General features: G+C 67.7%; 25 protein-coding genes. 8 read left to right on the top strand and 17 right to left on the bottom strand.

What is annotated here, in order from left to right; translation table 11 throughout:
• Positions 1-53 precede the first annotated feature (53 nt).
• Positions 54-422 (bottom strand): 30S ribosomal protein S13, encoded by a 369-nt coding sequence (gene rpsM / locus LGR69_RS03795; protein ID WP_007557604.1) that lies wholly within the window; start codon positions 420-422, stop codon positions 54-56.
• Positions 423-673: 251 nt separating this feature from the next.
• Between rpsM and LGR69_RS03790 the strand changes: the two genes are divergently transcribed.
• The 3 genes from LGR69_RS03790 to LGR69_RS03780 all read left to right on the top strand — a co-directional run bounded on the left by LGR69_RS03790 (position 674) and on the right by LGR69_RS03780 (position 3,675).
• Positions 674-1,030, top strand: coding sequence for a hypothetical protein (locus LGR69_RS03790; protein ID WP_007557602.1), 357 nt, complete (start codon positions 674-676; stop codon positions 1,028-1,030).
• Between the two features lie 203 nt (positions 1,031-1,233).
• The gene (locus tag LGR69_RS03785; RefSeq protein WP_205836171.1) at positions 1,234-1,968 is read left to right on the top strand and encodes a DUF4198 domain-containing protein; all 735 of its coding nucleotides are present in this window, start codon (positions 1,234-1,236) and stop codon (positions 1,966-1,968) included.
• Between the two features lie 492 nt (positions 1,969-2,460).
• Positions 2,461-3,675, top strand: coding sequence for a glycosyltransferase family 61 protein (locus LGR69_RS03780; protein ID WP_230365233.1), 1,215 nt, complete (start codon positions 2,461-2,463; stop codon positions 3,673-3,675).
• A 221-nt stretch (positions 3,676-3,896) separates the two neighbouring features.
• Here LGR69_RS03780 and LGR69_RS03775 read toward each other — a convergent pair whose 3' ends face one another.
• From LGR69_RS03775 to LGR69_RS03700, 16 genes are all read right to left on the bottom strand, one after another.
• Positions 3,897-4,499: an adenylate kinase gene (locus tag LGR69_RS03775; protein WP_050732925.1), complete on the bottom strand. Its 603-nt coding sequence runs from the start codon at positions 4,497-4,499 to the stop codon at positions 3,897-3,899.
• Between the two features lie 170 nt (positions 4,500-4,669).
• Positions 4,670-6,016: a preprotein translocase subunit SecY gene (gene secY / locus LGR69_RS03770; protein ID WP_007557594.1), complete on the bottom strand. Its 1,347-nt coding sequence runs from the start codon at positions 6,014-6,016 to the stop codon at positions 4,670-4,672.
• Positions 6,017-6,170: 154 nt separating this feature from the next.
• A complete protein-coding gene (gene rplO / locus LGR69_RS03765) occupies positions 6,171-6,677 on the bottom strand; it encodes a 50S ribosomal protein L15 (RefSeq protein WP_007557593.1) in 507 nt (168 codons plus the stop codon).
• A 10-nt stretch (positions 6,678-6,687) separates the two neighbouring features.
• The gene (rpmD, locus tag LGR69_RS03760; RefSeq protein WP_007557591.1) at positions 6,688-6,879 is read right to left on the bottom strand and encodes a 50S ribosomal protein L30; all 192 of its coding nucleotides are present in this window, start codon (positions 6,877-6,879) and stop codon (positions 6,688-6,690) included.
• A gap of 12 nt (positions 6,880-6,891) precedes the next feature.
• Positions 6,892-7,479 carry a 30S ribosomal protein S5 gene (rpsE, locus tag LGR69_RS03755; RefSeq protein ID WP_007557588.1) on the bottom strand — a complete coding sequence of 196 codons (588 nt, stop codon included), beginning with the start codon at positions 7,477-7,479 and terminating at the stop codon, positions 6,892-6,894.
• Positions 7,480-7,591: 112 nt separating this feature from the next.
• The gene (rplR, locus tag LGR69_RS03750; RefSeq protein ID WP_007557587.1) at positions 7,592-7,954 is read right to left on the bottom strand and encodes a 50S ribosomal protein L18; all 363 of its coding nucleotides are present in this window, start codon (positions 7,952-7,954) and stop codon (positions 7,592-7,594) included.
• A 10-nt stretch (positions 7,955-7,964) separates the two neighbouring features.
• Positions 7,965-8,498, bottom strand: a complete 534-nt coding sequence (gene rplF / locus LGR69_RS03745) for a 50S ribosomal protein L6 (RefSeq protein WP_007557586.1) — start codon at positions 8,496-8,498, stop codon at positions 7,965-7,967.
• A gap of 22 nt (positions 8,499-8,520) precedes the next feature.
• A complete protein-coding gene (gene rpsH, locus LGR69_RS03740) occupies positions 8,521-8,916 on the bottom strand; it encodes a 30S ribosomal protein S8 (protein ID WP_007557585.1) in 396 nt (131 codons plus the stop codon).
• Positions 8,917-8,926: 10 nt separating this feature from the next.
• A complete protein-coding gene (rpsN, locus tag LGR69_RS03735; RefSeq protein ID WP_007557584.1) occupies positions 8,927-9,232 on the bottom strand; it encodes a 30S ribosomal protein S14 in 306 nt (101 codons plus the stop codon).
• Between the two features lie 40 nt (positions 9,233-9,272).
• On the bottom strand, positions 9,273-9,839 hold the full coding sequence (rplE, locus tag LGR69_RS03730; RefSeq protein WP_007557583.1) for a 50S ribosomal protein L5: 567 nt from the start codon (positions 9,837-9,839) through the stop codon (positions 9,273-9,275).
• Positions 9,832-10,146, bottom strand: coding sequence for a 50S ribosomal protein L24 (rplX, locus tag LGR69_RS03725; protein ID WP_230365232.1), 315 nt, complete (start codon positions 10,144-10,146; stop codon positions 9,832-9,834). The genes rplE and rplX overlap by 8 nt, the downstream gene beginning before the upstream one ends.
• Positions 10,146-10,514 carry a 50S ribosomal protein L14 gene (gene rplN, locus LGR69_RS03720; protein WP_007557579.1) on the bottom strand — a complete coding sequence of 123 codons (369 nt, stop codon included), beginning with the start codon at positions 10,512-10,514 and terminating at the stop codon, positions 10,146-10,148. Before rplN ends, rplX begins: the two co-directional genes overlap by 1 nt.
• A 447-nt stretch (positions 10,515-10,961) precedes the next feature.
• Positions 10,962-11,339 carry a hypothetical protein gene (locus LGR69_RS03715; protein ID WP_007557577.1) on the bottom strand — a complete coding sequence of 126 codons (378 nt, stop codon included), beginning with the start codon at positions 11,337-11,339 and terminating at the stop codon, positions 10,962-10,964.
• A gap of 211 nt (positions 11,340-11,550) precedes the next feature.
• Positions 11,551-12,246, bottom strand: coding sequence for an amino acid ABC transporter permease (locus tag LGR69_RS03710; protein ID WP_230365231.1), 696 nt, complete (start codon positions 12,244-12,246; stop codon positions 11,551-11,553).
• Positions 12,243-12,977: an amino acid ABC transporter permease gene (locus LGR69_RS03705; protein WP_230365230.1), complete on the bottom strand. Its 735-nt coding sequence runs from the start codon at positions 12,975-12,977 to the stop codon at positions 12,243-12,245. The genes LGR69_RS03710 and LGR69_RS03705 overlap by 4 nt, the downstream gene beginning before the upstream one ends.
• Before the next feature lie 7 nt (positions 12,978-12,984).
• Positions 12,985-13,788, bottom strand: coding sequence for an ABC transporter substrate-binding protein (locus LGR69_RS03700; RefSeq protein WP_007557571.1), 804 nt, complete (start codon positions 13,786-13,788; stop codon positions 12,985-12,987).
• 830 nt (positions 13,789-14,618) lie between these two features.
• On the opposite strand from LGR69_RS03700, the gene LGR69_RS03695 reads away from it, so the two are divergent.
• From LGR69_RS03695 to LGR69_RS03675, 5 genes are all read left to right on the top strand, one after another.
• Positions 14,619-15,218: a DUF805 domain-containing protein gene (locus tag LGR69_RS03695; protein ID WP_230365229.1), complete on the top strand. Its 600-nt coding sequence runs from the start codon at positions 14,619-14,621 to the stop codon at positions 15,216-15,218.
• 358 nt (positions 15,219-15,576) lie between these two features.
• Positions 15,577-15,948, top strand: coding sequence for a 30S ribosomal protein S12 (gene rpsL / locus LGR69_RS03690; protein ID WP_007557568.1), 372 nt, complete (start codon positions 15,577-15,579; stop codon positions 15,946-15,948).
• Positions 15,949-16,081: 133 nt separating this feature from the next.
• Complete coding sequence (gene rpsG, locus LGR69_RS03685) at positions 16,082-16,552, top strand: 30S ribosomal protein S7 (RefSeq protein WP_007557567.1); 471 nt, start codon at positions 16,082-16,084, stop codon at positions 16,550-16,552.
• A 30-nt stretch (positions 16,553-16,582) separates the two neighbouring features.
• Positions 16,583-18,658, top strand: coding sequence for an elongation factor G (fusA, locus tag LGR69_RS03680; RefSeq protein WP_007557566.1), 2,076 nt, complete (start codon positions 16,583-16,585; stop codon positions 18,656-18,658).
• Positions 18,659-18,716: 58 nt separating this feature from the next.
• Positions 18,717-19,078: GTP-binding protein (locus tag LGR69_RS03675; protein ID WP_230365228.1), on the top strand; the 362-nt coding region annotated here is incomplete at its 3' end.

Here is a 19,078-nt window from a genome sequence, read left to right as displayed (position 1 = left end):
ACTAGCGCAACGGAGGGAAGGCCGAGCGAAGCACGGCCTTCCAAAGTCAAAAATTACTTCTTCTTGCCGGCGATCGGCTTCGCCTTGCCCTTGCGGGTGCGGGCGTTGGTGTGCGTGCGCTGGCCGCGGACCGGCAGCTGCTTGCGGTGACGCAGGCCGCGATAGGCGCCGAGATCCATCAGGCGCTTGATGTTCATCGAGACTTCGCGGCGCAGGTCGCCCTCGACGATGTAGTCGCGGTCGATCGTCTCGCGGATCTGGAGAACCTCGGCGTCGGTGAGCTGGTTGACCCGACGCTCGGCGGGGATGTTCACCTTCTGGGTGATCTCCTCGGCCTTCTTGGCGCCGATGCCGTGGATGTACTGGAGCGCGATGACGACGCGCTTGTTGGTCGGGATGTTGACGCCTGCGATACGGGCCATAATCACGCTCCATATGAGGCCCGGAAACCCGGGCAGTTGCCGCGCGCGTCCGGTGGAGGCCGGCCCCTGCGCGCGCCAAACGACAACGTGGCCCGGGGGCGGCCCTGGACAGGGCACCTCGGACCAGCGATCGATTGGACGAAGGACGGCCTGCTAGCGTGCGTGGGCCCAGATGTCAACGACCGGTGAACGATCGGCCGTGCCGCCATGCGTCGCGTGCGGACCGGACACGGCTCCTCGAGGGAACATAGATGTCGGTTCTGACCAGCGACGGCGCCACCCTGCGGGCCTTCGCCGATTCGGTCCTGCGGGCGGCGGAGGAGAATGCCGACGAGGTCGTCCCGGTGATCCTGGCCGTCACCGGCGGGATCCTCACCGAGGCTGAGCCCGGCTCGATCGCCCTCCAGGACGAGGAGGACGGCCCCGGCCTGCTCTGGGCCACCTTCGCGGACCGCCGCATGGTGTTCCGCTACAACAGCATGACCGCGATGGTCGAGCTGCGCGACGGCCGTACCGACGGCAACCCGTTCCGCCTGTTCGGCCGCCGGGCGCTGCCGATGGACATCGTCAATTTCTTCGGGGGCCTGCGGGCGGAGCGGCGCCGGTGACGCGTCTCCGTGGGGCCGCTCAACAATCCCCGCATGCCGGTTTGGCGGTGAACCAGACGGGGGCGCCCGAGAGGACCGGGCGGCCAAATCCGACGGTTTGCGGCCCTCGCTTGGTCCGCAACGGGTGAGACTCGATCATCCGCTTTGAAAGACGAGCGGATACCAGGTTAGGCTGCCCCTACGTCACCGGAGGACCTGTCACGATGATCCGTATCGCCCTTCTCGCCGCCGCATCCGTCGCCCTCGCCGGACCGGCCGCCGCCCACGATCTGTGGCTCTCGCCCGGTCCGGGCAGCGTGATGGTCCAGTATGGGCATCCGCACGAGCCCGAGATGCCGGCGGCCCGCAAGCTCACCGGCCTCATCGCCTATGAGCCGTCTCGGACGGTCGGGCTCACCGCGCAGGCGGAGCCGGGGGCCGTGCCGGTTCTGCGCGCGACCCTGAGCGGGGACGCGCTGGTCGCGGCGGCCTACGACAACGGCTACTGGGTCCGCTTGGCGGATGGCAGCTACCGCAATGCCAGCAAGCGCATGGTGCCGGAGGGCGAGAAGAGCCAGTGGTCGGTCAAGTACGCCAAGGCGGCGGTCGGCCCGACCGCGCCGTGGGATCGGGTCGTCGGCCAGCCGCTGGAGATCGTGCCGCTGGAAGCGCCGAATGCCGCCAAGGGCGCGATCCGGGTCCGTGTCCTGTTCGAGGGGCGCCCGCTCTCCGGGGCTGACGTCGTCGCCACCGACGGTGCGACCTTCAAGAGCGAGGCGGACCAGGCTCGGGCCGCGACGGACGCCGCCGGCGAAGCGACGGTCCCTCTGCGGGCGGCCGGCCCGCAGGTGCTGGCTGTCAATCACCGCGTCGCCCCCTCGCAGACCCCCGCGCTGGCCGACACGGACACCTATTCGGCCACCTTCGCGTTCACGGTCGCCGATCCGAAGACGAACTGATCACGGGCGCGCCTCCGAGCTGCCGCCACGTTCGGCGCGGCTCGGAGGCGGCCTGAGCCGGGGCGGAATCCTGTGAGCCGTCGTCCGCGAGGCGGCGACCCGCCTGCTCGGAAGCGGGGCGATCCTGTCGGCCCCGCGCGGAGCCTCGGCCTGTAAGCCCCCATGCCGCGCCGGCCGAGCCGCGCGCCCGGGCAGCCAGAGGCAGGTCTCGACCACGAGCCGGCTCCATCGCCGCCCTGGATTGCGGGGATGTTTGGCGATTCTCGGCGCGAGATGGGAAGTTTCGCGAAAGAGCGCGCCGAGGATCATCAAATAGAAAGCGGCGTCGACGGACATTTCGACGCGCGATTGCCGTGTTTGGCAATATGATTATCAATATAATTTAAGTCGTGACTCGCGCATTCATCGTCGCGCGGGCCGTGCTTGACGTGGGCAGAACCGGAGATGTTCATGACACATCGTTGATGTGGGGCGGTCGATCCGCTGAATGTCATGCGCACGCCGCGCTACATCTCCTGCGATCCGTCCGTCTACGCCGCCGGCGGCTTCCCGGGTGATGCGGATCTCCTTGCCGGGCTGCACGGGAGCCCGGCTCCGGAGATCGTCCCGGTCGCAAAACTCTACGCGCCGGCCCGCTATACCCGCGTCCTCGACACCGACGCGATCTTCGCCGACCCGGCTCTCCTGCCCGCCCTGACCGCGGCATTCGCCTTCGTGGGCGGCGCCCAGGCTGTCGCGCCGGGCAGCGTCCTGGTGCGGATCGACAAGGCGCGCATCCACGACCGAAGCCTCACGATCGACCGGGACGGCGAAACGCTGCAACTGTTCGAGACCTTCCGGCCCGCGGATCGCGTCACGCTTCCGCAACCCGGACCCGGCGCGCCGACCCGGACGCTGCCGAGCACCGACGCCTATCTGCTGCTGACCTCCTCCGGGACGTTCAACTGGGGGCATTGGCTGGCCGAGGATCTGCCGCGCCTCCTGGCGGTCGAGCACCTGGCCCGCCGCCACAAGCGGATCTGCCTGCTGCTGCACGGTTTCGTCCCGGCGACCGACCGGATGCGGATCGAACTCCTCCGCGCCTTACTCCACCGCCGCGACGTGACGCTACGCCTGTTGCGGCCGGATACGACCTACCGGGCGGAGACCCTGTATTTCGCCTCGCCGGTGGCCGGTCTGCCGGGGCCGAAGCATCCTCAGGCCCTCGCCGACCTCTCGGCTCGAGCCATCGCGATGATGGATCGCCTGGACCGGCGCTGGTGGCGCCCGGCGCCGCGGCGTCCGACCCGGCTGTTCGTGATACGCCGGCGCGACCGGGGCCGTGTCCCAGTCGGGTGGGACGACCTCTGCAGGACCTTGCTGGCGCGCGGCTACCAGCCGTTCGATCCGGAGGGGATTTCAGCCCGGGAGCAGGCTGCCGCCTTCGCGGGCGCGGAGCACGTCGTCGGCTGCATGGGCGCCGCGATGGTGAACACGCTGTTCTGCCGACCGGGCACGCGGATCCTCTACCTCGCCCCGGAGACCTTCACCGACCCGTATTACCTCGACCTCGCGGCGGCGCGCGGTCATCGCTACGGCGTCTGCTACGGCAAGGCCCTCGACCCGACGCGTCCGGCGCAATCGGATTACGTGCTCGATCCCGACCACCTCGCCCGCGCCCTGGCCTGGCTCGACGGGGACCGGGCGATCCGCCGGCACGCCGCCTGAAGCGTCCGGCTGACGACGCGACGAGCGCGCCGCGCCACCGTCAATCGAGCCCGGATGCTCTTCGACGGCTGGCGCGAACACGGAGGTGCGGAAGGCCCGATTCTTCGAAGAATGAGCTCGTCTTCGCGGGCCGGTAGCGCCGAGGGCGCCGTTCATCGCGGCCCACCGAACCCGGGCGAAAAGCCGGCGGGCCGCCGTAGCGCGGCCGGCCGGCGATCGCGTCAGGAGGCGACGCGTTCCGCGTGCGGCTCCAGCACCGTCATGATCTCGGCGGTCACTGTATCGATCGGCTGCATGCCGTCGACCGTGTGGAGCAGGCCGGTCTTGGCATAATAGGCCGAGAGTGGCGCGGTCTGGGCCCGGTAGGCCTCCAGGCGCTGCTTGAACACCTCGGGGGTGTCGTCCTTGCGCACCGCCTCACCGCGGGCCTGCGTCTCGGCCGCCCGCTTCTGGATCCGTCCGACCAGCGCGTCCTCATCGACCTTGAACTCGATGACCGCGGAGAGGCTCAGCCCCTTGCCGGACAGCATCGTATTGAGCGCCTCGGCCTGGGCCACGGTGCGGGGGAAGCCGTCGAGGATGAAGCCGCGCTTCGCGTCCGGCTCCTCGATCCGGTCGGCGACGATGCCGACCACGATCCGGTCGGAGACCAGGCCGCCCGATTCCATCACGGCCTTGGCCTCGAGGCCGACCGGCGTCCCGGCGGCGACCGCGGCGCGCAGCATGTCGCCCGTGGACAGCTGCGGGATGCCGAAGCGCTGTACGATCCGCTCGGATTGCGTCCCCTTCCCCGCGCCGGGGGGGCCGAGCAGAATGATGCGCATGGCGTTGTCCTCGTCCGGCCCGACTCTCTACGGGCCCAAGCGGCGGGTGGCGAAGCCTCCCCGGCATCGCCCGTCTCGTGTTTTTCTAGCCGGTCCGGGGCCTGGAGGCACCCGGACCTTTGGGTCAGAGGCGGGGTCGTCGGTGGCTTCGTCCCGCTTCTGTAGCAGGGTCAGCGGCGGCGTTGCGTGGTCGAGGCGCCACGCAGCTTGGCCTTCTTCACGAGGCCCTCGTATTGATGCGCCATCAGGTGCCCGTGGATCTGGGCCACCGTGTCCATGGTCACCGAGACCACGATCAGCAGCGAGGTGCCGCCGAAGCCCAGGCTCGCCGAGGCGTAGGAGGACAGGATCTCCGGGCACAGGCAGACCAGAGTCAGGTACAGGGCGCCGATCACCGTGATGCGGGTCAGCACCTTGTCGATGAAGGCTGCGGTGCGCTCACCCGGACGGATGCCCGGGATGAAGCCGCCATGCTTCTTCAGATTGTCCGCCGTCTCCTGCGGGTTGAACACCACGGCGGTGTAGAAGAACGTGAAGAAGATGATCAGAGCCGCATAGAGCGCCATGAACAGCGGGGTGCCGTGGCCCAGATAGGCGGTGACGGTACCGAGCCAGCCGGTGCTGCCGCCATTGGCCGAGAAGCTCGCCGCGGTGGCCGGCAGGAGCAGCAGCGACGAGGCGAAGATCGGCGGGATGACGCCCGAGGTGTTGAGCTTGAGCGGCAGGAACGAGGTCTGGCCCTCGTACATCCGGTTGCCGACCTGCCGCTTCGGGTAGTTGATCAGGAGGCGGCGCTGGGCGCGCTCCATGAACACGATGAAGTAGACCAGCACCACGGCGGCCACGGCGACGCCCAGGATGATCACCGGCGAGAGCGCGCCGGTGCGGCCGAGCTCCAGCGCGCCCGCGATCGCCACCGGCAGGTGGGCGACGATGCCCGCGAAGATGATCAGCGACGAGCCGTTGCCGATGCCGCGCGAGGTGATCTGCTCGCCGACCCACATCAGGAACAGGGTACCGCCGGTCAGCGTGATGACCGTCGAGGCCAGGAAGAACGGGCCGGGATCGATCGCGGCCGAGGAGCTCTGCAGCCCGATCGCGATGCCCCAGGACTGCACCAGCGCCAGCACCACCGTGAGGTAGCGGGTGTACTGGTTGATGACCTTGCGGCCGGACTCGCCCTCCTTCTTCAGCGCCTCCAGGCTCGGGATCACCGAGGTGAGCAGCTGAACGATGATCGAGGCCGAGATGTACGGCATGATGTTGAGGGCGAAGATCGCCATCCGCTCGACGGCACCGCCGGAGAACATGTTGAACAGCCCGAGCACGCCGCCGGCCTGCTGCTGGAAGTTGCGGGCGAACTGCTCCGGATCGATGCCGGGGATCGGGATGTAGGTGCCCAGCCGGAACACCACGAGGGCGCCCAGGGTGAACCAGATGCGCTTCTTCAGCTCATCGGCCTTGGCGATCGCCCCGAAGTTGAGGTTGGCGGCAAGCTGCTCGGCTGCTGAGGCCATAAGCGTCGCGTCCTGGGAGTGTCGCCGGGCCAAGCATGCCCGGATGAAATGAAAACGGCGGCCCGCGTGGTCGCAGGGCCGCCGCTCGGAGGATCGGCTTAAAGGGTCCGCGGGGACCGTGCAACGGGTCCCCGCGTCGCCCCTAGACCGGGCGTCAGGCCGTGGCCTCGGCGGTGGCACCGCCGCGATGGGACACGCCCGTCGCGAACGCGACCGTGACCGAACCGCCGGCCTTCTCGACCGCCTCGATGGCGGACTTGGAGGCGCGGGTGACCTCGAAGCTGAGCTTCGCGGTCAGCTCGCCGACGCCGAGCAGCTTCACGCCGTCGCGGGGACGGGCGATGATGCCGGCCGCGACGAGGCTCTCGATCGTCACGGTCGCGGCCTTGTCGAGCTTGCCGGCGTCCACCGCCTCCTGGATCCGGCCGAGATTCACCTCGTTCAGGTCCTGGGCGTAGAGGTTGTTGAAGCCGCGCTTCGGCAGGCGACGATGCAGCGGCATCTGACCGCCCTCGAAGCCCTTGATGGACACGCCGGTCCGGGCCTTCTGACCCTTCACGCCGCGGCCGGCGGTCTTGCCCTTGCCGGAGCCGATGCCCCGACCGACACGCATCCGATTCTTGGTTGCGCCGGGATTGTCGCTGATCTCGTTGAGCTTCATCGGAACCTCCTCACGCCACGTCGCCGTGGACGCGCACGAGGTGCGCAACCTTGCGGATCATGCCGCGCACGGAGGGGGTATCCTCCAGCTCGGACACGCGGTGGAGCTTGTTGAGCTTGAGGCCGATCAGCGTCTGGCGCTGGCTGGCCTCCTGGCGGATCGGCGAGCCGATCTGTTCGATACGGACGGTCTTCTGTGCCATCGGACCCTCCCCTTACGCGACCGCAGCTTCGGACTGGTCGGCCGGATCGGCGTCGCGGCGACGGGCCTGGAGGCTCGACACCTTGATGCCGCGGCGGGCCGCCACGGAGCGCGGGCTGTCCTCGTTCTTGAGCGCCTCGAAGGTGGCGCGCACGAGGTTGTAGGGGTTCGAGGAGCCGAGCGACTTGGCGACGACGTCCTGCATGCCGAGGGTCTCGAACACGGCGCGCATCGGGCCGCCGGCGATGATGCCGGTACCCTGCGGAGCCGCGCGGAGGATCACCTTGCCGGCGCCGTGACGACCGTTGACGTCGTGGTGGAGGGTCCGGCCCTCACGCAGCGACACCCGGATCAGGCCGCGCTTGGCCGCCTCGGTCGCCTTGCGGATCGCCTCAGGCACCTCACGGGCCTTGCCGTGGCCGAAGCCGACGCGGCCCTTCTGGTCGCCGACGACGACGAGGGCCGCGAAGCCGAAGCGACGGCCGCCCTTCACCACCTTGGCGACGCGGTTGATGTGGACGAGCTTGTCCACGAATTCGCTGTCGCGCTCCTCGCGCTCATCGCGGCGGCCGCGGCCCCCGCCTTCCCGTTCACGTGCCATGTTGTCTAACCTATCTCACTAGCGCGGATCGGACGATCCGCTCGCTCGATTCCCCTCGCCGGAGACGGCAGGGGATGGCCGCGCGGGTCTTACGCCGCGCGGAGGGAGTTCCTCAGAACTCCAGGCCGCCCTCGCGGGCAGCTTCGGCCACGGCCTTGACCCGGCCGTGATAGATGTAGCCGGAGCGGTCGAAGATCACCTTCGTCACGCCCGCAGCCTTGGCGCGCTCGGCGACGAGCTTGCCGACCGCGGTGGCGGCGGCCACGTCGGCGCCGGTCTTGAGATCACCCTTGAGCGCCTTGTCGATCGACGAGGCGGCGGCCAGCGTCTTGCCGGCGACGTCGTCGATGACCTGCACGTAGATCTGCTTCGACGAGCGGAACACCGAGAGCCGCGGACGGCCGTTGGCGGCCGCCCGCAGCGCGCGACGGACGCGCGCCTTGCGGCGATCGAGGGCTTCGAGCTTGCGAGACATGATGCCCTCCTTACTTCTTCTTGCCTTCCTTGCGGAAGATGAACTCGCCCGCGTACTTCACGCCCTTGCCCTTGTAGGGCTCGGGTCCGCGGTATTCGCGGATCTCGGCGGCGACCTGACCGACCTGCTGGCGGTTGATCCCGGAGATCGTGATCTCGGTGGGCTTCGGGGTAACGATCGTGATCCCGGCGGGGATCGCGTATTCGATGTCGTGGCTGTAGCCGAGCGACAGCTTGAGGGCCTTGCCGGCCATCGCCGCACGATAGCCGACGCCCGTGATCTCGAGCTTCTTCTCGAAGCCCTTCGACACGCCCTCGGCGATGTTGGCGATCTGAGCCCGCGACGTGCCCCAGAGGGAGCGCGCGGGCTTGGACTGGTTGATCGGCTGGACCTCGATGGCGCCGTCCTTCATCGCCACGCTGACCAGCGCGGGAACGTCGAACTGCAGCTCGCCCTTCGAGCCCTTCATCTTCACCGTCTGGCCGGTGACGGTGGCGGTGACGCCGGCCGGCACGGGAACGGGCTTCTTGCCTACGCGAGACATGGGATAACCTCCTCCGTCCCGATCAGAATACGGTGCAGAGCACTTCACCGCCGACGTTGCGCTCGCGCGCCTCGTGATCGGCCATGACGCCCTGCGGGGTGGAGACGATGGTGACGCCGAGGCCGTCGGCCACGTGCGGCAGATCGCCGACGGACGAGTAGACCCGACGGCCGGGCTTCGACACGCGCTTGATCTCGCGGATCACCGGGCGACCGTCGTAGTACTTGAGCTCGATGGCGAACTCGGTGCGGCCGTTGCCCAGGTCGGTCGCCGCGTAATCGCGGATGTAGCCCTCGGACTTCAGCACGTTCAGCACGTTGGCGCGCAGGCGCGAGCCGGGCGTCTGAACGACGTTGCGACGGCGCAGCTGGCCGTTGCGGATGCGGGTGAGCATGTCGCCCACGGGATCGTTGACCATGGGGACCTCCTTACCAGCTCGACTTGACCAGGCCGGGGATCAGGCCCCGGTTGCCAAGCTCCCGCAGCGCGATGCGCGAGATGCCCATCTTGCGGTAGAACGCGCGCGGGCGGCCGGTCATGCCGCAACGGTTGCGGATGCGGGTGGCCGACGAGTTGCGCGGCAGTTCCGCGAGCTTGAGGCGCGCCTCGAAGCGCTCCTCCATCTCGAGGGCGTCGTTGTTGGCGATCTCGAGGAGCGCCTTCCGCTTGGCCGCGAAACGCTTCACCAGCGTCTTGCGGGCCTCATTCTTCTCGACTGAGCTTTTCTTCGACATGTGGTCTATCTCCGGTGTCCGCGTATGAGGCGCGAGGGCCTCACTGCCGGAACGGGAACTGGAAGGCGGCGAGCAGAGCCTTGGCCTCGGCATCGGTCTTGGCGCTGGTCGCCACGACGATGTCCATGCCCCACATCTGCTCGGCCTTGTCGTAGGAGATCTCCGGGAACACGAGGTGCTCCTTGAGACCCAGCGCGTAGTTGCCCCGCCCGTCGAACGAGCGCGGGTTCAGGCCGCGGAAATCGCGGACGCGCGGCAGCGCGATCGTGATCAGGCGATCCATGAACTCGTACATGCGCTGCTTGCGCAGGGTCACCTTGCAGCCGATCGGCATGCCCTCCCGGACCTTGAAGGTCGCGATGGCCTTGCGGGCCCGGGTGATCACCGGCTTCTGACCGGCGATGAGCGCGAGGTCGCCGGCCGCGACGGTCGCCTTCTTGGAGTCCGCGGTGGACTCGCCGACGCCCATGTTGATGACGATCTTCTCGATCTGCGGAACCTGCATCGGGTTCTTGTACCCGAACTCCTCGATCAGCTTCTGGCGCACCACCTCGTCGTAGTGCTTGCGCAGGCGCGGGGTGTAGGCGTTCTTGTCGGCCTCAGCCATCGATCTGATCCCCCGTGCTCTTGGCGAATCGGACCTTGCGCCCGTCTTCGAGGATGCGGAAACCCACGCGGGTCGGCTTGCCGTTGGCGTCGGCGACCGCGATGTTCGAGAGTTGGATGGCGGCCTCCTTGGAGATGATCCCGCCTTCCTGGTTCTGCGTCTGCTTCTGGTGCTTCTTGACCAGATTGATGCCGCGCACGAAAGCCCGGCCTTCCTTCGGCAGAACCTGAATGACCTCGCCCGAGCGACCCGAGTCGCGGCCGGTGAGTACGACGACCGTGTCGCCCTTCTTGATCTTGGCGGCCATTACAGCACCTCCGGCGCCAGAGAGATGATCTTCATGTGGTTGCGCGCGCGCAGCTCGCGCGGCACCGGTCCGAAGATGCGGGTGCCGATCGGCTCTTTCTGATTGTTGATCAGGACCGCAGCGTTCTTGTCGAAGCGGATCACCGACCCGTCGACGCGCTTCACGGCCTTGGCCGTGCGAACGACGACCGCCTTCATGACGTCGCCCTTCTTGACGCGACCGCGCGGGATCGCCTCCTTGACCGACACGACGATGACATCGCCAACGCCGGCATACTTGCGCTTCGACCCGCCGAGAACCTTGATGCACATCACACGGCGTGCACCAGAGTTGTCGGCGACGTCCAGATTCGTCTGCATCTGGATCACGTGCGTGACTCCTTGTTTCAGGCGGGTTTCCGCACGCGGGCGGTATTGCCCGGCGGACGACGCCTGATGGGGATCTGATGTCCCCGGCTCATGGTATAGACCGCGCTTGCGGCGTCAGAGACGCCGGCGCGGTCACCGCGTTCACAGGGTGCGAGCACCCATGGAAAATGTCGCGAAGGCCGGGCGGATACTACGGGTGGGCCGCGATGGCAAGCCGATCGCGGCAAAATCGCCGGGCCGGCCGAGCGTTGCCGGGGCGATTCGGGCGCGGGCGCCGCGTCCCGTTCGGGCGCTGCCGGTGAACGGCTTAGCGCCGGGCGTCGGGTGAGTCGATGGCTCGGGCCATCATCCATTCCTTGGCGGCCGCGCGATCATCCGGCAGCGGGGCAACGGCGATAGCCGCCGCGCAAGCACGCGCGGCGGGTGGGTCGGATGGGACCGGGCGACTCAGAACGGCTGGCCGGCCGATTCGAACAGGAAATCGTCGAGGCTCGGGATCGTCACCGCGCCGCCGAAGGCCGGCTTCGACAGGCGCCACGGGCGCTCGGACCGGGCGCGAATCGCCTCGGACGGGCGCAGACGCCGCATCCCGCCATCCTCGGTGACCTCCTCGATCGTCAGGAAGCCGTAGACCTGCAGGCGCGAGGCGGTGAGCTTGATCTCGCGATCCTCGGCGGCGACGATCATGCTGCCGGTGGCGTAGACCGCATCCATCAGCGCGCGCTGCTCGCTGCGACGGCGGTTGCGCGCATCCCGCTCGCCTGCCGCGGAGGCGGGGGCGATCCGCCGGAAGGGGACGACGTTGCTGACCGCGACGCAACCCATACGCAACATCCTCGATACGCACTGAGGCGGCCCGCGGGCCGCCCGACGACCGGGACATTTCGACGGTTCGTTTTAATCTTCCGTAGACCGTGATGCCGGGCCCCTGCCCCGATCCGGCACGCTGCGGGCACGGCACGTCCTCGGAGGCGGTCGCGCTGCGTCCGCGGCGGCGCATCCGAATCGCGCGGAGACGAGGAGGTGAGGTTCGCTGTCAGGCCCTGCCCGCGCGCGGTCGGCGACGCTGCCTCGCCAGCAGCGCGGCGAGCCGGTCGACCAGCAGGCAGAGGCATCCGTAGACGGCGCCGACAAACAGGAAAATCTCGGCGGGGTAGACCATGGCGCGGTTGTTCACCTGCGTCGCCACGAAGGAGAGTTCGGGCACGCCGACCACGTAGGCGAGCGCGGTATCCTTGATCAGCGCGGTCCACTGATTGACGAAGGACGGTGCCATGGCCAGCAGCGCCCGGGGCAGGATGAGGTACCGCAGGACCTGCCACCGGCCGAAACCCAGCGCCAGCCCGGCCTCCCACTGGCCGCGCCCGATGCTCTCGATCCCCGCCGCCACTGCGTAGGCCAGGTAGGCACCGCCCACGAGCGACAGGGCGGTGACCACGGTCCCGGTCTCCGGGACCGACACGCCGAACAGGATCGGCAGCAGGAAGTAGCTCCAGAAGATCAGCATCACGATCGGGACGGCGCGGAACAGCCCGAGCCCCAGGGTCAGCGCCCGCCGTGTCCGGCCGTGGCTCATCGCCAGGGCGATCCCGAGGACGAGCCCCAGCATGGCCGAGGCGAGGCCCGATTCAACGGAGAGAATCAGGGTCAGCATCAGGCCGCCCACCGGGCCGTCCGGCCAGGCGCCGGCCAGCAGGTAGCCGAGATTGTCGGTGATGACGGCGCGATTCACCGGCGGGCGGTTCCCGCCGGGTCGCGGCGCGCGACGGCATGGCCGGCCGCCTCGACCGCCGCCACGGCCCCGACATAGAGGAGCGTCGCGATGCCGAAGGCCTGGAAGGCCAGGAAGGTCTCGGTCTCCACCTCCCGCGCGGCGTAGGACAGCTCGGCCAGCCCGATGGTCATGGTCAGCGACGTGTTCTTGATCGCGTTGAGGTACTGGCCGACCACCGGCAGCCAGGCGATGCGCAGGGCCTGCGGCAGGGCGATGTGGCGGTAGACCTGGAGATCGGTCAGGCCGAGGGCCAAGCCGGCCTCCCGCTGGGCGGGCCGGACGCCGTTGAGGCCGGCGCGGCATTCCTCGGCGATGTAGGCGGCGGCGTAGAGCGTCAGCCCGAGGAACCCCGCCAGGGTCTCGTAGGCGGGCCATGTCAGGGCGGCCGGCCCCAGGGGCAGGCTGTGCGGGCTGTTCAGCCAGGCGGTGAGCCAGGCCGGCATCAGCGCGGCCGCGCCGAAGTACCAGAAGAACAGCTGCACCAGGAGCGGCGTGTTCCGGACGAGGCCCACGAAGCCCGCAATCCCCGCCCCCGCGAGCCGGCCCCCCGTCTCGCGCAGGCAGCAGAGGGCGAGGCCGAGCCCGGTCCCGGCGACGCAGACCGCCGCCGACAGGGCCAGGGTGACCCCGAAACCCTGCAGCAGCCAGATCAGGTAGCGCGGCGCCAGGAGATCGCCGAAGAGGCTCACCGGGCGGCTAGCTGTGGTCGCCGATCCGGAACAGGCGCGGCAGCGGCTGGGTCGTGTTCGGGCCGAACCAGCGATCGTAGATCGCCGCCGCCTTGCCGCTGGCCTCCAGCTCCCGGAGGGTCTCGTTCACGACGTCGCGGAGACGGGTCTCACCCTTCGGGAGGCCGGCGCCGATATAGTCGTTCGAGATCGAGAAGGCCGGAACCTCGTAATTCTCCTTGTCCGGGACCTTGGCCAGCAGGCCGACGAGCTTGGGCCCGTCCTGCGTGATCGCCTGGACGTTGCCGTTGCGCAGGGCCGCGAAGGCGAAGGGCGTGTCGTCGAAGGCCACCACGGTCGCCTTCGGGAAGTCGCGGCGCAGGACGATCTCGTTGGTAGTGCCCTTGTCGGCGCCGATGCGCAGGCCGTTCAGCTGCTCGGCCGCGGTGAGCGTGCCCTTCTTGGCCAGGAATTGCTGGCCGGAGGCGAAATACGGGATGCTGAAATCGAGCTGCTTGGCCCGCTCTTCCGTGATGGTGAAGTTCGCCAGCACCAGATCCACTTTGCCGGAGGTCAGGAGCGGAATGCGGTTGGCCGGGTTGGTCGGCCGCAGATCCAGCTTCACGCCGATCTTGTCGGCTATCGCCTGGGCGTAATCGACATCGAGCCCGGCCAGCTGCTTGGTGTTCGGATCGACGAAGCCGAAGGGCGGGTTGCTGTCGAAGGTGGCGACGCGCAGCACGCCCGCCTTCTTGATGTCGTCGAGGCGGTCGGCCTGTGCGGCACCGACCGAGAGGAGTGTTGCAAGGGCAAAGGTGAGCAAGCGGCGCATGGATGTCTCCGGGTGAAGGGAAGTTTGGGCCCGCCAGGGCCGAATCGGGCGCGCTCAGGATCTGGCGGTCGCGTGGCGAGGCCGGTGGCCCCCGCCGGAGCCGAGCGATTCGCGCCCGGGACACGGCGCGCCGGTGCGCTCCGATCCCGCCGCCTTTTCGCGTGGAGCTATGGTGGTGCCGGGTCGCAGCGCGTGTCTCATCGGGGCGGCCGGCATCGTGATCGCCGCCCGATCATCCGCCGGGCGGACCGACGCAGGCAGGACATCGAACGAAGAATGGATCGGTGCGGGTCATGATCGGAAGCAGTTGCGTCGTCGAGACGCGTTGCACCGATGAAGATCCGCAGGGCGAACCGGAAAATCAACAGCCGTTCATTCTCTTAGTTCTGTCGTTTGGAGAATGAAAGCGCAGGAATGGCCCGAACGACGCAATGAAAATTTCGCGGTGATCCGATGAGCTCTTGCGGCCCTTCGCGCTTCTGTTCCGTGATGCAGTCGAGCCCGCAATTGCGCGACCGCCGCGGCGAAGGCGAGGTCTTCCGTCGAGTGCTAAATGCCGGATCACGGGCGCAGATCTTGGTTCGCCCTGCGAAGATTGTTAATTCTTTAATTATCCGCTGCCCGGAACGGATCATCAGGTTGAACACCTTAAATCGTGCCGATTGGGATCTGCGCGCGCTCGCAAATAGTCCACCTGTCATAGGTGACCGCCAATCTTCCCCCGGGACATCTTCCGGGTTCCTGCGTCCCGATCGCACCGGGCGCGCGAATGGGAGAGATGGTGAATGCGCGGAAAGGTTTTGGCGGCGCCCGGGGCGAGCGCGCCGGGCGTGATCGCGGGAGACGACGGACAGCGCTATCGCTTCGCCGCCCCGGACCTGGGGGGATCGGCAATACGCGTCGGGCAGGCGGTCGATTTCGTGGCGGAACAGGGAGACGCGCGCCAGGTCTATGCCGTCCCGGGCGCCGAGCCGATTCTCGCTCCCTCCGTCGCGCAGCTGTTAAGCGAGCGGGATTGGCTCGCCTTCTATTTCAGCCCGGAGGGGCGGATCGGGCGGCGCGACTACTGGCTGTTCGGCTTCCTCGTGCTCCTGGTCGTCAATCTGTTCTTGAGCATCCTTCCGCTCATCAACATGATCGGGCCCGTGGTCATCCTGTGGTGCAGCCTCGCTCTCGCGATCAAGCGCTGCCACGACGTGAACCGGTCCGGGTGGTGGAACCTCATATTCCTGGCGCCGCTGCCGATCGCGCTGATCGGGATGGTTGCGGGAATGACGTCGGGCGGCACCGCCACGGGAATCACGTTGCTCATCGCCTGTGCCCTCGTCGAATTCGCGCTCTGGATCTGGTTCGTCGTCGCCGTGCTCGCCCGCCCGGGCGATGCCGGACCGAATCGATTCGGGCCGCCGCCAGTCACCGAGACGACCTGACCGAATTGCGCTAAGCTTCGCCGCAGGCTGCAAGATATCAGGCGCGCCAATCGCAAGAATATCGCGCCGGACGCATTGACCTGCGCGTTAACCGCGGCTAGAAGCGCGCCACTTCGGACGGCCATTGGCTGCCGACGGCCCTTGGGTATGACCCCGGGCGCCGCCATCGCCCCGAGCGATCCGAAGGCTCAAATCGCCTGACGCTCTAAGTCAGATCCGTAGGTACGAGCGCGTTCGTTTCGGGCGTGCTCCTCTGCCCACACCGCGCCGAGGGTCTGTGACAGGACCTCCGGCGCATATTCGTTTTGCGGACTGCTCTGCGCAGTCCGGCCAAGGTGACCGAGGAAGAGGGCACAGGATGCCGACGATCAACCAGCTGATCGCCCAGCCGCGGAAGATCCAGCGGAGCCGCAACAAGGTTCCGGCGCTTGACGCTTGCCCGCAGAAGCGCGGCGTCTGCACCCGGGTCTACACGACGACCCCGAAGAAGCCGAACTCGGCCCTTCGTAAGGTCGCCAAGGTCCGTTTGACCAACGGCTTCGAGGTGATCGGCTACATCCCGGGCGAGGGTCACAACCTCCAGGAGCACTCGGTCGTCATGATCCGCGGCGGCCGCGTGAAGGATCTTCCGGGTGTGCGCTACCACATCCTGCGCGGCGTGCTCGACACGCAGGGCGTGAAGAACCGGAAGCAGCGCCGGTCCAAGTACGGCGCCAAGCGTCCGAAGTAAGATCGCCGGCCGGACTTTATCCGGTCGCGCAACGGCCTTTCCACGGCCTCGTAAGGATGTCGCCGGCTTCATCAAAAGAGCCAAGGCGGCCTGCGCGAGGTGCTTAAAAACTACTCGTTTGAGAGTTTAAGAGATGTCCCGTCGCCACTCTGCCGAGAAGCGTGAGATCATCCCGGACCCGAAGTACGGGGACGTGGTGCTGACGAAGTTCATGAATTCGATCATGTACGAGGGCAAGAAGTCGACCGCCGAGCGGATCGTCTACGGCGCCTTCGACATCGTCGAGAACCGCGCCCGCGCCAACCCGATCGAGGTGTTCCGCGCCGCGCTCGACAACGTCGCCCCGATGATCGAGGTGCGCTCCCGGCGCGTCGGCGGTGCGACCTACCAGGTCCCCGTCGAGGTCCGGACCGAGCGCCGACAGGCCCTCGCCATCCGCTGGCTGATCCAGGCCGCCCGGTCGCGCAACGACCGCACCATGATCGAGCGTCTCTCCGCCGAGCTGCTCGACGCCGCCAACAACCGCGGCAACGCCGTCAAGAAGCGGGAAGATACGCACCGGATGGCTGAAGCCAACCGCGCCTTCTCGCACTACCGCTGGTAAGCGGTTCCGCCGTCTCTCAGGAGCAATCCGATGCCCCGCACGCACGCGATCGAGGACTACCGCAACTTCGGCATCATGGCCCACATTGATGCCGGGAAGACCACGACGACGGAGCGGATCCTCTACTACACCGGAAAGTCGCACAAGATCGGCGAAGTCCATGACGGCGCCGCCACCATGGACTGGATGGAGCAGGAGCAGGAGCGCGGCATCACGATCACGTCCGCCGCGACGACGTGCTTCTGGCGCGAGAAGCGCCTGAACATCATCGACACCCCCGGCCACGTCGACTTCACCATCGAGGTCGAGCGCTCGCTGCGCGTGCTCGACGGCGCCGTGTGCGTGCTCGACGGCAACCAGGGCGTCGAGCCCCAGACCGAGACCGTCTGGCGCCAGGCCGACAAGTACGACGTCCCGCGCGTCGTGTTCGTCAACAAGATGGACAAGATCGGCGCCGACTTCTTCAAGTGCGTCGCCGACATCATCGACCGCGTCGCCGGCAAGCCCGTCTGCCTGCAGCTGCCGATCGGTGCCGAGTCCAGCTTCAAGGGCGTCATCGACCTCATCAAGATGAAGGCGATCGTCTGGTCCGGTGAGACCCTGGGCGCCGACTTCTCCGAGGTCGAGATCCCCGAGGAGCTCAAGGACCAGGCCGTCGAGTATCGCGCCAAGCTGGTCGAGGCCTGCGTCGAGCTCGATGACGAGGCCATGATGGCCTATCTCGACGGCACCGAGCCGGACGCCGCCACGATGCACAAGCTCGTGCGTCGCGCCGTGCAGCAGCGCGCCTTCCATCCGGTGCTCTGCGGCTCGGCTTTCAAGAACAAGGGCGTGCAGCCCCTGCTCGACGCGGTGGTGGATTACCTCCCCTCCCCGGCCGATCGCGGCGACGTCGAAGGCATCGACTTCAAGACCGAGGAGCCGGTCGTCCGTCACCCGACGGATACCGATCCCTTCTCCATGCTCGCCTTCAAGATCATGGACGATCCCCACGTCGGCACGATCACGTTCTGCCGCGTGTACTCGGGCAAGATCGAGTCGGGCGCCAACGTCATCAACTCGACGCGCGACAAGAAGGAGCGCGTCGGCCGCATGCTCCTGATGCACGCCAACAACCGTGAGGACGTCAAGGAAGCCTTCGCGGGCGACATCGTTGCCCTCGCCGGCCTCAAGGACACCCGCACCGGCGACACCCTGTGCGACCCGAACAAGGCCGTGATCCTGGAGCGCATGGAGTTCCCGGAGCCGGTGATCGAGATCGCCGTCGAGCCGAAGTCGAAGGCCGACCAGGAGAAGCTCGGCATCGCTCTGGCGAAGCTGGCCGCCGAGGATCCGTCCTTCCGGGTCTCCACGGACCAGGAATCCGGCCAGACCATCCTGAAGGGGATGGGCGAGCTGCACCTGGACATCAAGGTCGACATCCTGCGCCGCACCTACAAGGTCGACGCGAATATCGGCCAGCCGCAGGTGGCCTACCGCGAGAAGCTGACCCGTCGTCAGGAGATCGACTACACCCACAAGAAGCAGACCGGTGGTACCGGCCAGTTCGCGCGGGTGAAGTTCGTGGTCGAGCCGAACGAGCCGGGCGCAGGCTTCTCGTTCGAGTCGAAGATCGTCGGCGGCGCGGTGCCCAAGGAGTACATCCCGGGCGTCGAGAAGGGCCTCAACTCGGTCCTCGGCGCCGGCGTGCTCGCGGGCTTCCCGGTGGTCGACATCAAGGTCGAGCTCATCGACGGCGCCTACCACGACGTCGACTCGTCGGCGCTCGCCTTCGAGATCGCGTCCCGCGCCGCTCTGCGCGAGGCGCTCCAGAAGGGCGGCTCGGTGCTGCTCGAGCCGGTGATGAAGGTCGAGGTCGTCTCGCCGGAAGAGTATACCGGCTCGGTCATCGGCGACCTGAACTCCCGCCGCGGCCAGATCCAGGGCCAGGACATGCGCGGCAACGCCAACGTCATCAACGCGATGGTGCCGCTGGCGAACATGTTCGGCTACGTGAACAACCTGCGCTCCATGTCGCAGGGCCGGGCGAACTTCACCATGCAGTTCGACCACTACGAAGAGGTGCCGCGCGGCGAGGCCGACAAGGTCATCGCCAAGTACGCCTGAGGCTTCGGCCTGAGGCACCCCTTCTTCCGCAACGCGATTTCGAATTTAGGAGGCTCTGATGGGCAAGGAAAAGTTCTCCCGCACCAAGCCGCACTGCAACATTGGCACGATCGGTCACGTCGACCACGGTAAGACGTCGTTGACGGCGGCGATCACGAAGGTTTTGGCGGAGACGGGCGGGGCGACGTTCACGGCCTACGACCAGATCGACAAGGCGCCTGAGGAGAAGGCGCGCGGGATCACGATCTCGACGGCGCACGTGGAGTACGAGACGCAGAACCGGCACTACGCGCACGTCGACTGCCCCGGCCACGCCGACTACGTGAAGAACATGATCACCGGCGCCGCCCAGATGGACGGCGCGATCCTGGTCGTGTCGGCGGCCGACGGCCCGATGCCGCAGACCCGCGAGCACATCCT

This window comes from Methylobacterium brachiatum, assembly GCF_020523825.1.
GTDB lineage: Bacteria > Pseudomonadota > Alphaproteobacteria > Rhizobiales > Beijerinckiaceae > Methylobacterium > Methylobacterium brachiatum.
This window is presented reverse-complemented; position numbering and strand designations above follow the sequence as displayed.

Bases quoted from the DNA above. Each gene is read 5' to 3' on its own strand.
- rplF (WP_007557586.1), bottom strand. From the start codon at position 8,498: ATGTCTCGCGTAGGCAAGAAGCCCGTTCCCGTGCCGGCCGGCGTCACC.
- LGR69_RS03785 (WP_205836171.1), top strand. From the start codon at position 1,234: ATGATCCGTATCGCCCTTCTCGCCGCCGCATCCGTCGCCCTCGCCGGA.
- rpsM (WP_007557604.1), bottom strand. From the start codon at position 422: ATGGCCCGTATCGCAGGCGTCAACATCCCGACCAACAAGCGCGTCGTC.
- rplR (WP_007557587.1), bottom strand. From the start codon at position 7,954: ATGTCTCGCAAGCTCGAAGCCCTCGATCGCCGCAAGGCGCGCGTCCGT.
- fusA (WP_007557566.1), top strand. From the start codon at position 16,583: ATGCCCCGCACGCACGCGATCGAGGACTACCGCAACTTCGGCATCATG.
- LGR69_RS03780 (WP_230365233.1), top strand. From the start codon at position 2,461: ATGCGCACGCCGCGCTACATCTCCTGCGATCCGTCCGTCTACGCCGCC.
- LGR69_RS03715 (WP_007557577.1), bottom strand. From the start codon at position 11,339: ATGGGTTGCGTCGCGGTCAGCAACGTCGTCCCCTTCCGGCGGATCGCC.
- secY (WP_007557594.1), bottom strand. From the start codon at position 6,016: ATGGCCTCAGCAGCCGAGCAGCTTGCCGCCAACCTCAACTTCGGGGCG.
- rplX (WP_230365232.1), bottom strand. From the start codon at position 10,146: ATGGCCGCCAAGATCAAGAAGGGCGACACGGTCGTCGTACTCACCGGC.
- rplE (WP_007557583.1), bottom strand. From the start codon at position 9,839: ATGGCTGAGGCCGACAAGAACGCCTACACCCCGCGCCTGCGCAAGCAC.
- rpsL (WP_007557568.1), top strand. From the start codon at position 15,577: ATGCCGACGATCAACCAGCTGATCGCCCAGCCGCGGAAGATCCAGCGG.
- LGR69_RS03700 (WP_007557571.1), bottom strand. From the start codon at position 13,788: ATGCGCCGCTTGCTCACCTTTGCCCTTGCAACACTCCTCTCGGTCGGT.
- LGR69_RS03775 (WP_050732925.1), bottom strand. From the start codon at position 4,499: ATGCGCATCATTCTGCTCGGCCCCCCCGGCGCGGGGAAGGGGACGCAA.
- rplO (WP_007557593.1), bottom strand. From the start codon at position 6,677: ATGAAGCTCAACGAGATCAGCGACAATCCCGGCGCAACCAAGAATCGG.
- LGR69_RS03790 (WP_007557602.1), top strand. From the start codon at position 674: ATGTCGGTTCTGACCAGCGACGGCGCCACCCTGCGGGCCTTCGCCGAT.
- rpsN (WP_007557584.1), bottom strand. From the start codon at position 9,232: ATGTCGAAGAAAAGCTCAGTCGAGAAGAATGAGGCCCGCAAGACGCTG.
- rpsH (WP_007557585.1), bottom strand. From the start codon at position 8,916: ATGGTCAACGATCCCGTGGGCGACATGCTCACCCGCATCCGCAACGGC.
- rpsE (WP_007557588.1), bottom strand. From the start codon at position 7,479: ATGGCACGTGAACGGGAAGGCGGGGGCCGCGGCCGCCGCGATGAGCGC.
- rpsG (WP_007557567.1), top strand. From the start codon at position 16,082: ATGTCCCGTCGCCACTCTGCCGAGAAGCGTGAGATCATCCCGGACCCG.
- rpmD (WP_007557591.1), bottom strand. From the start codon at position 6,879: ATGGCACAGAAGACCGTCCGTATCGAACAGATCGGCTCGCCGATCCGC.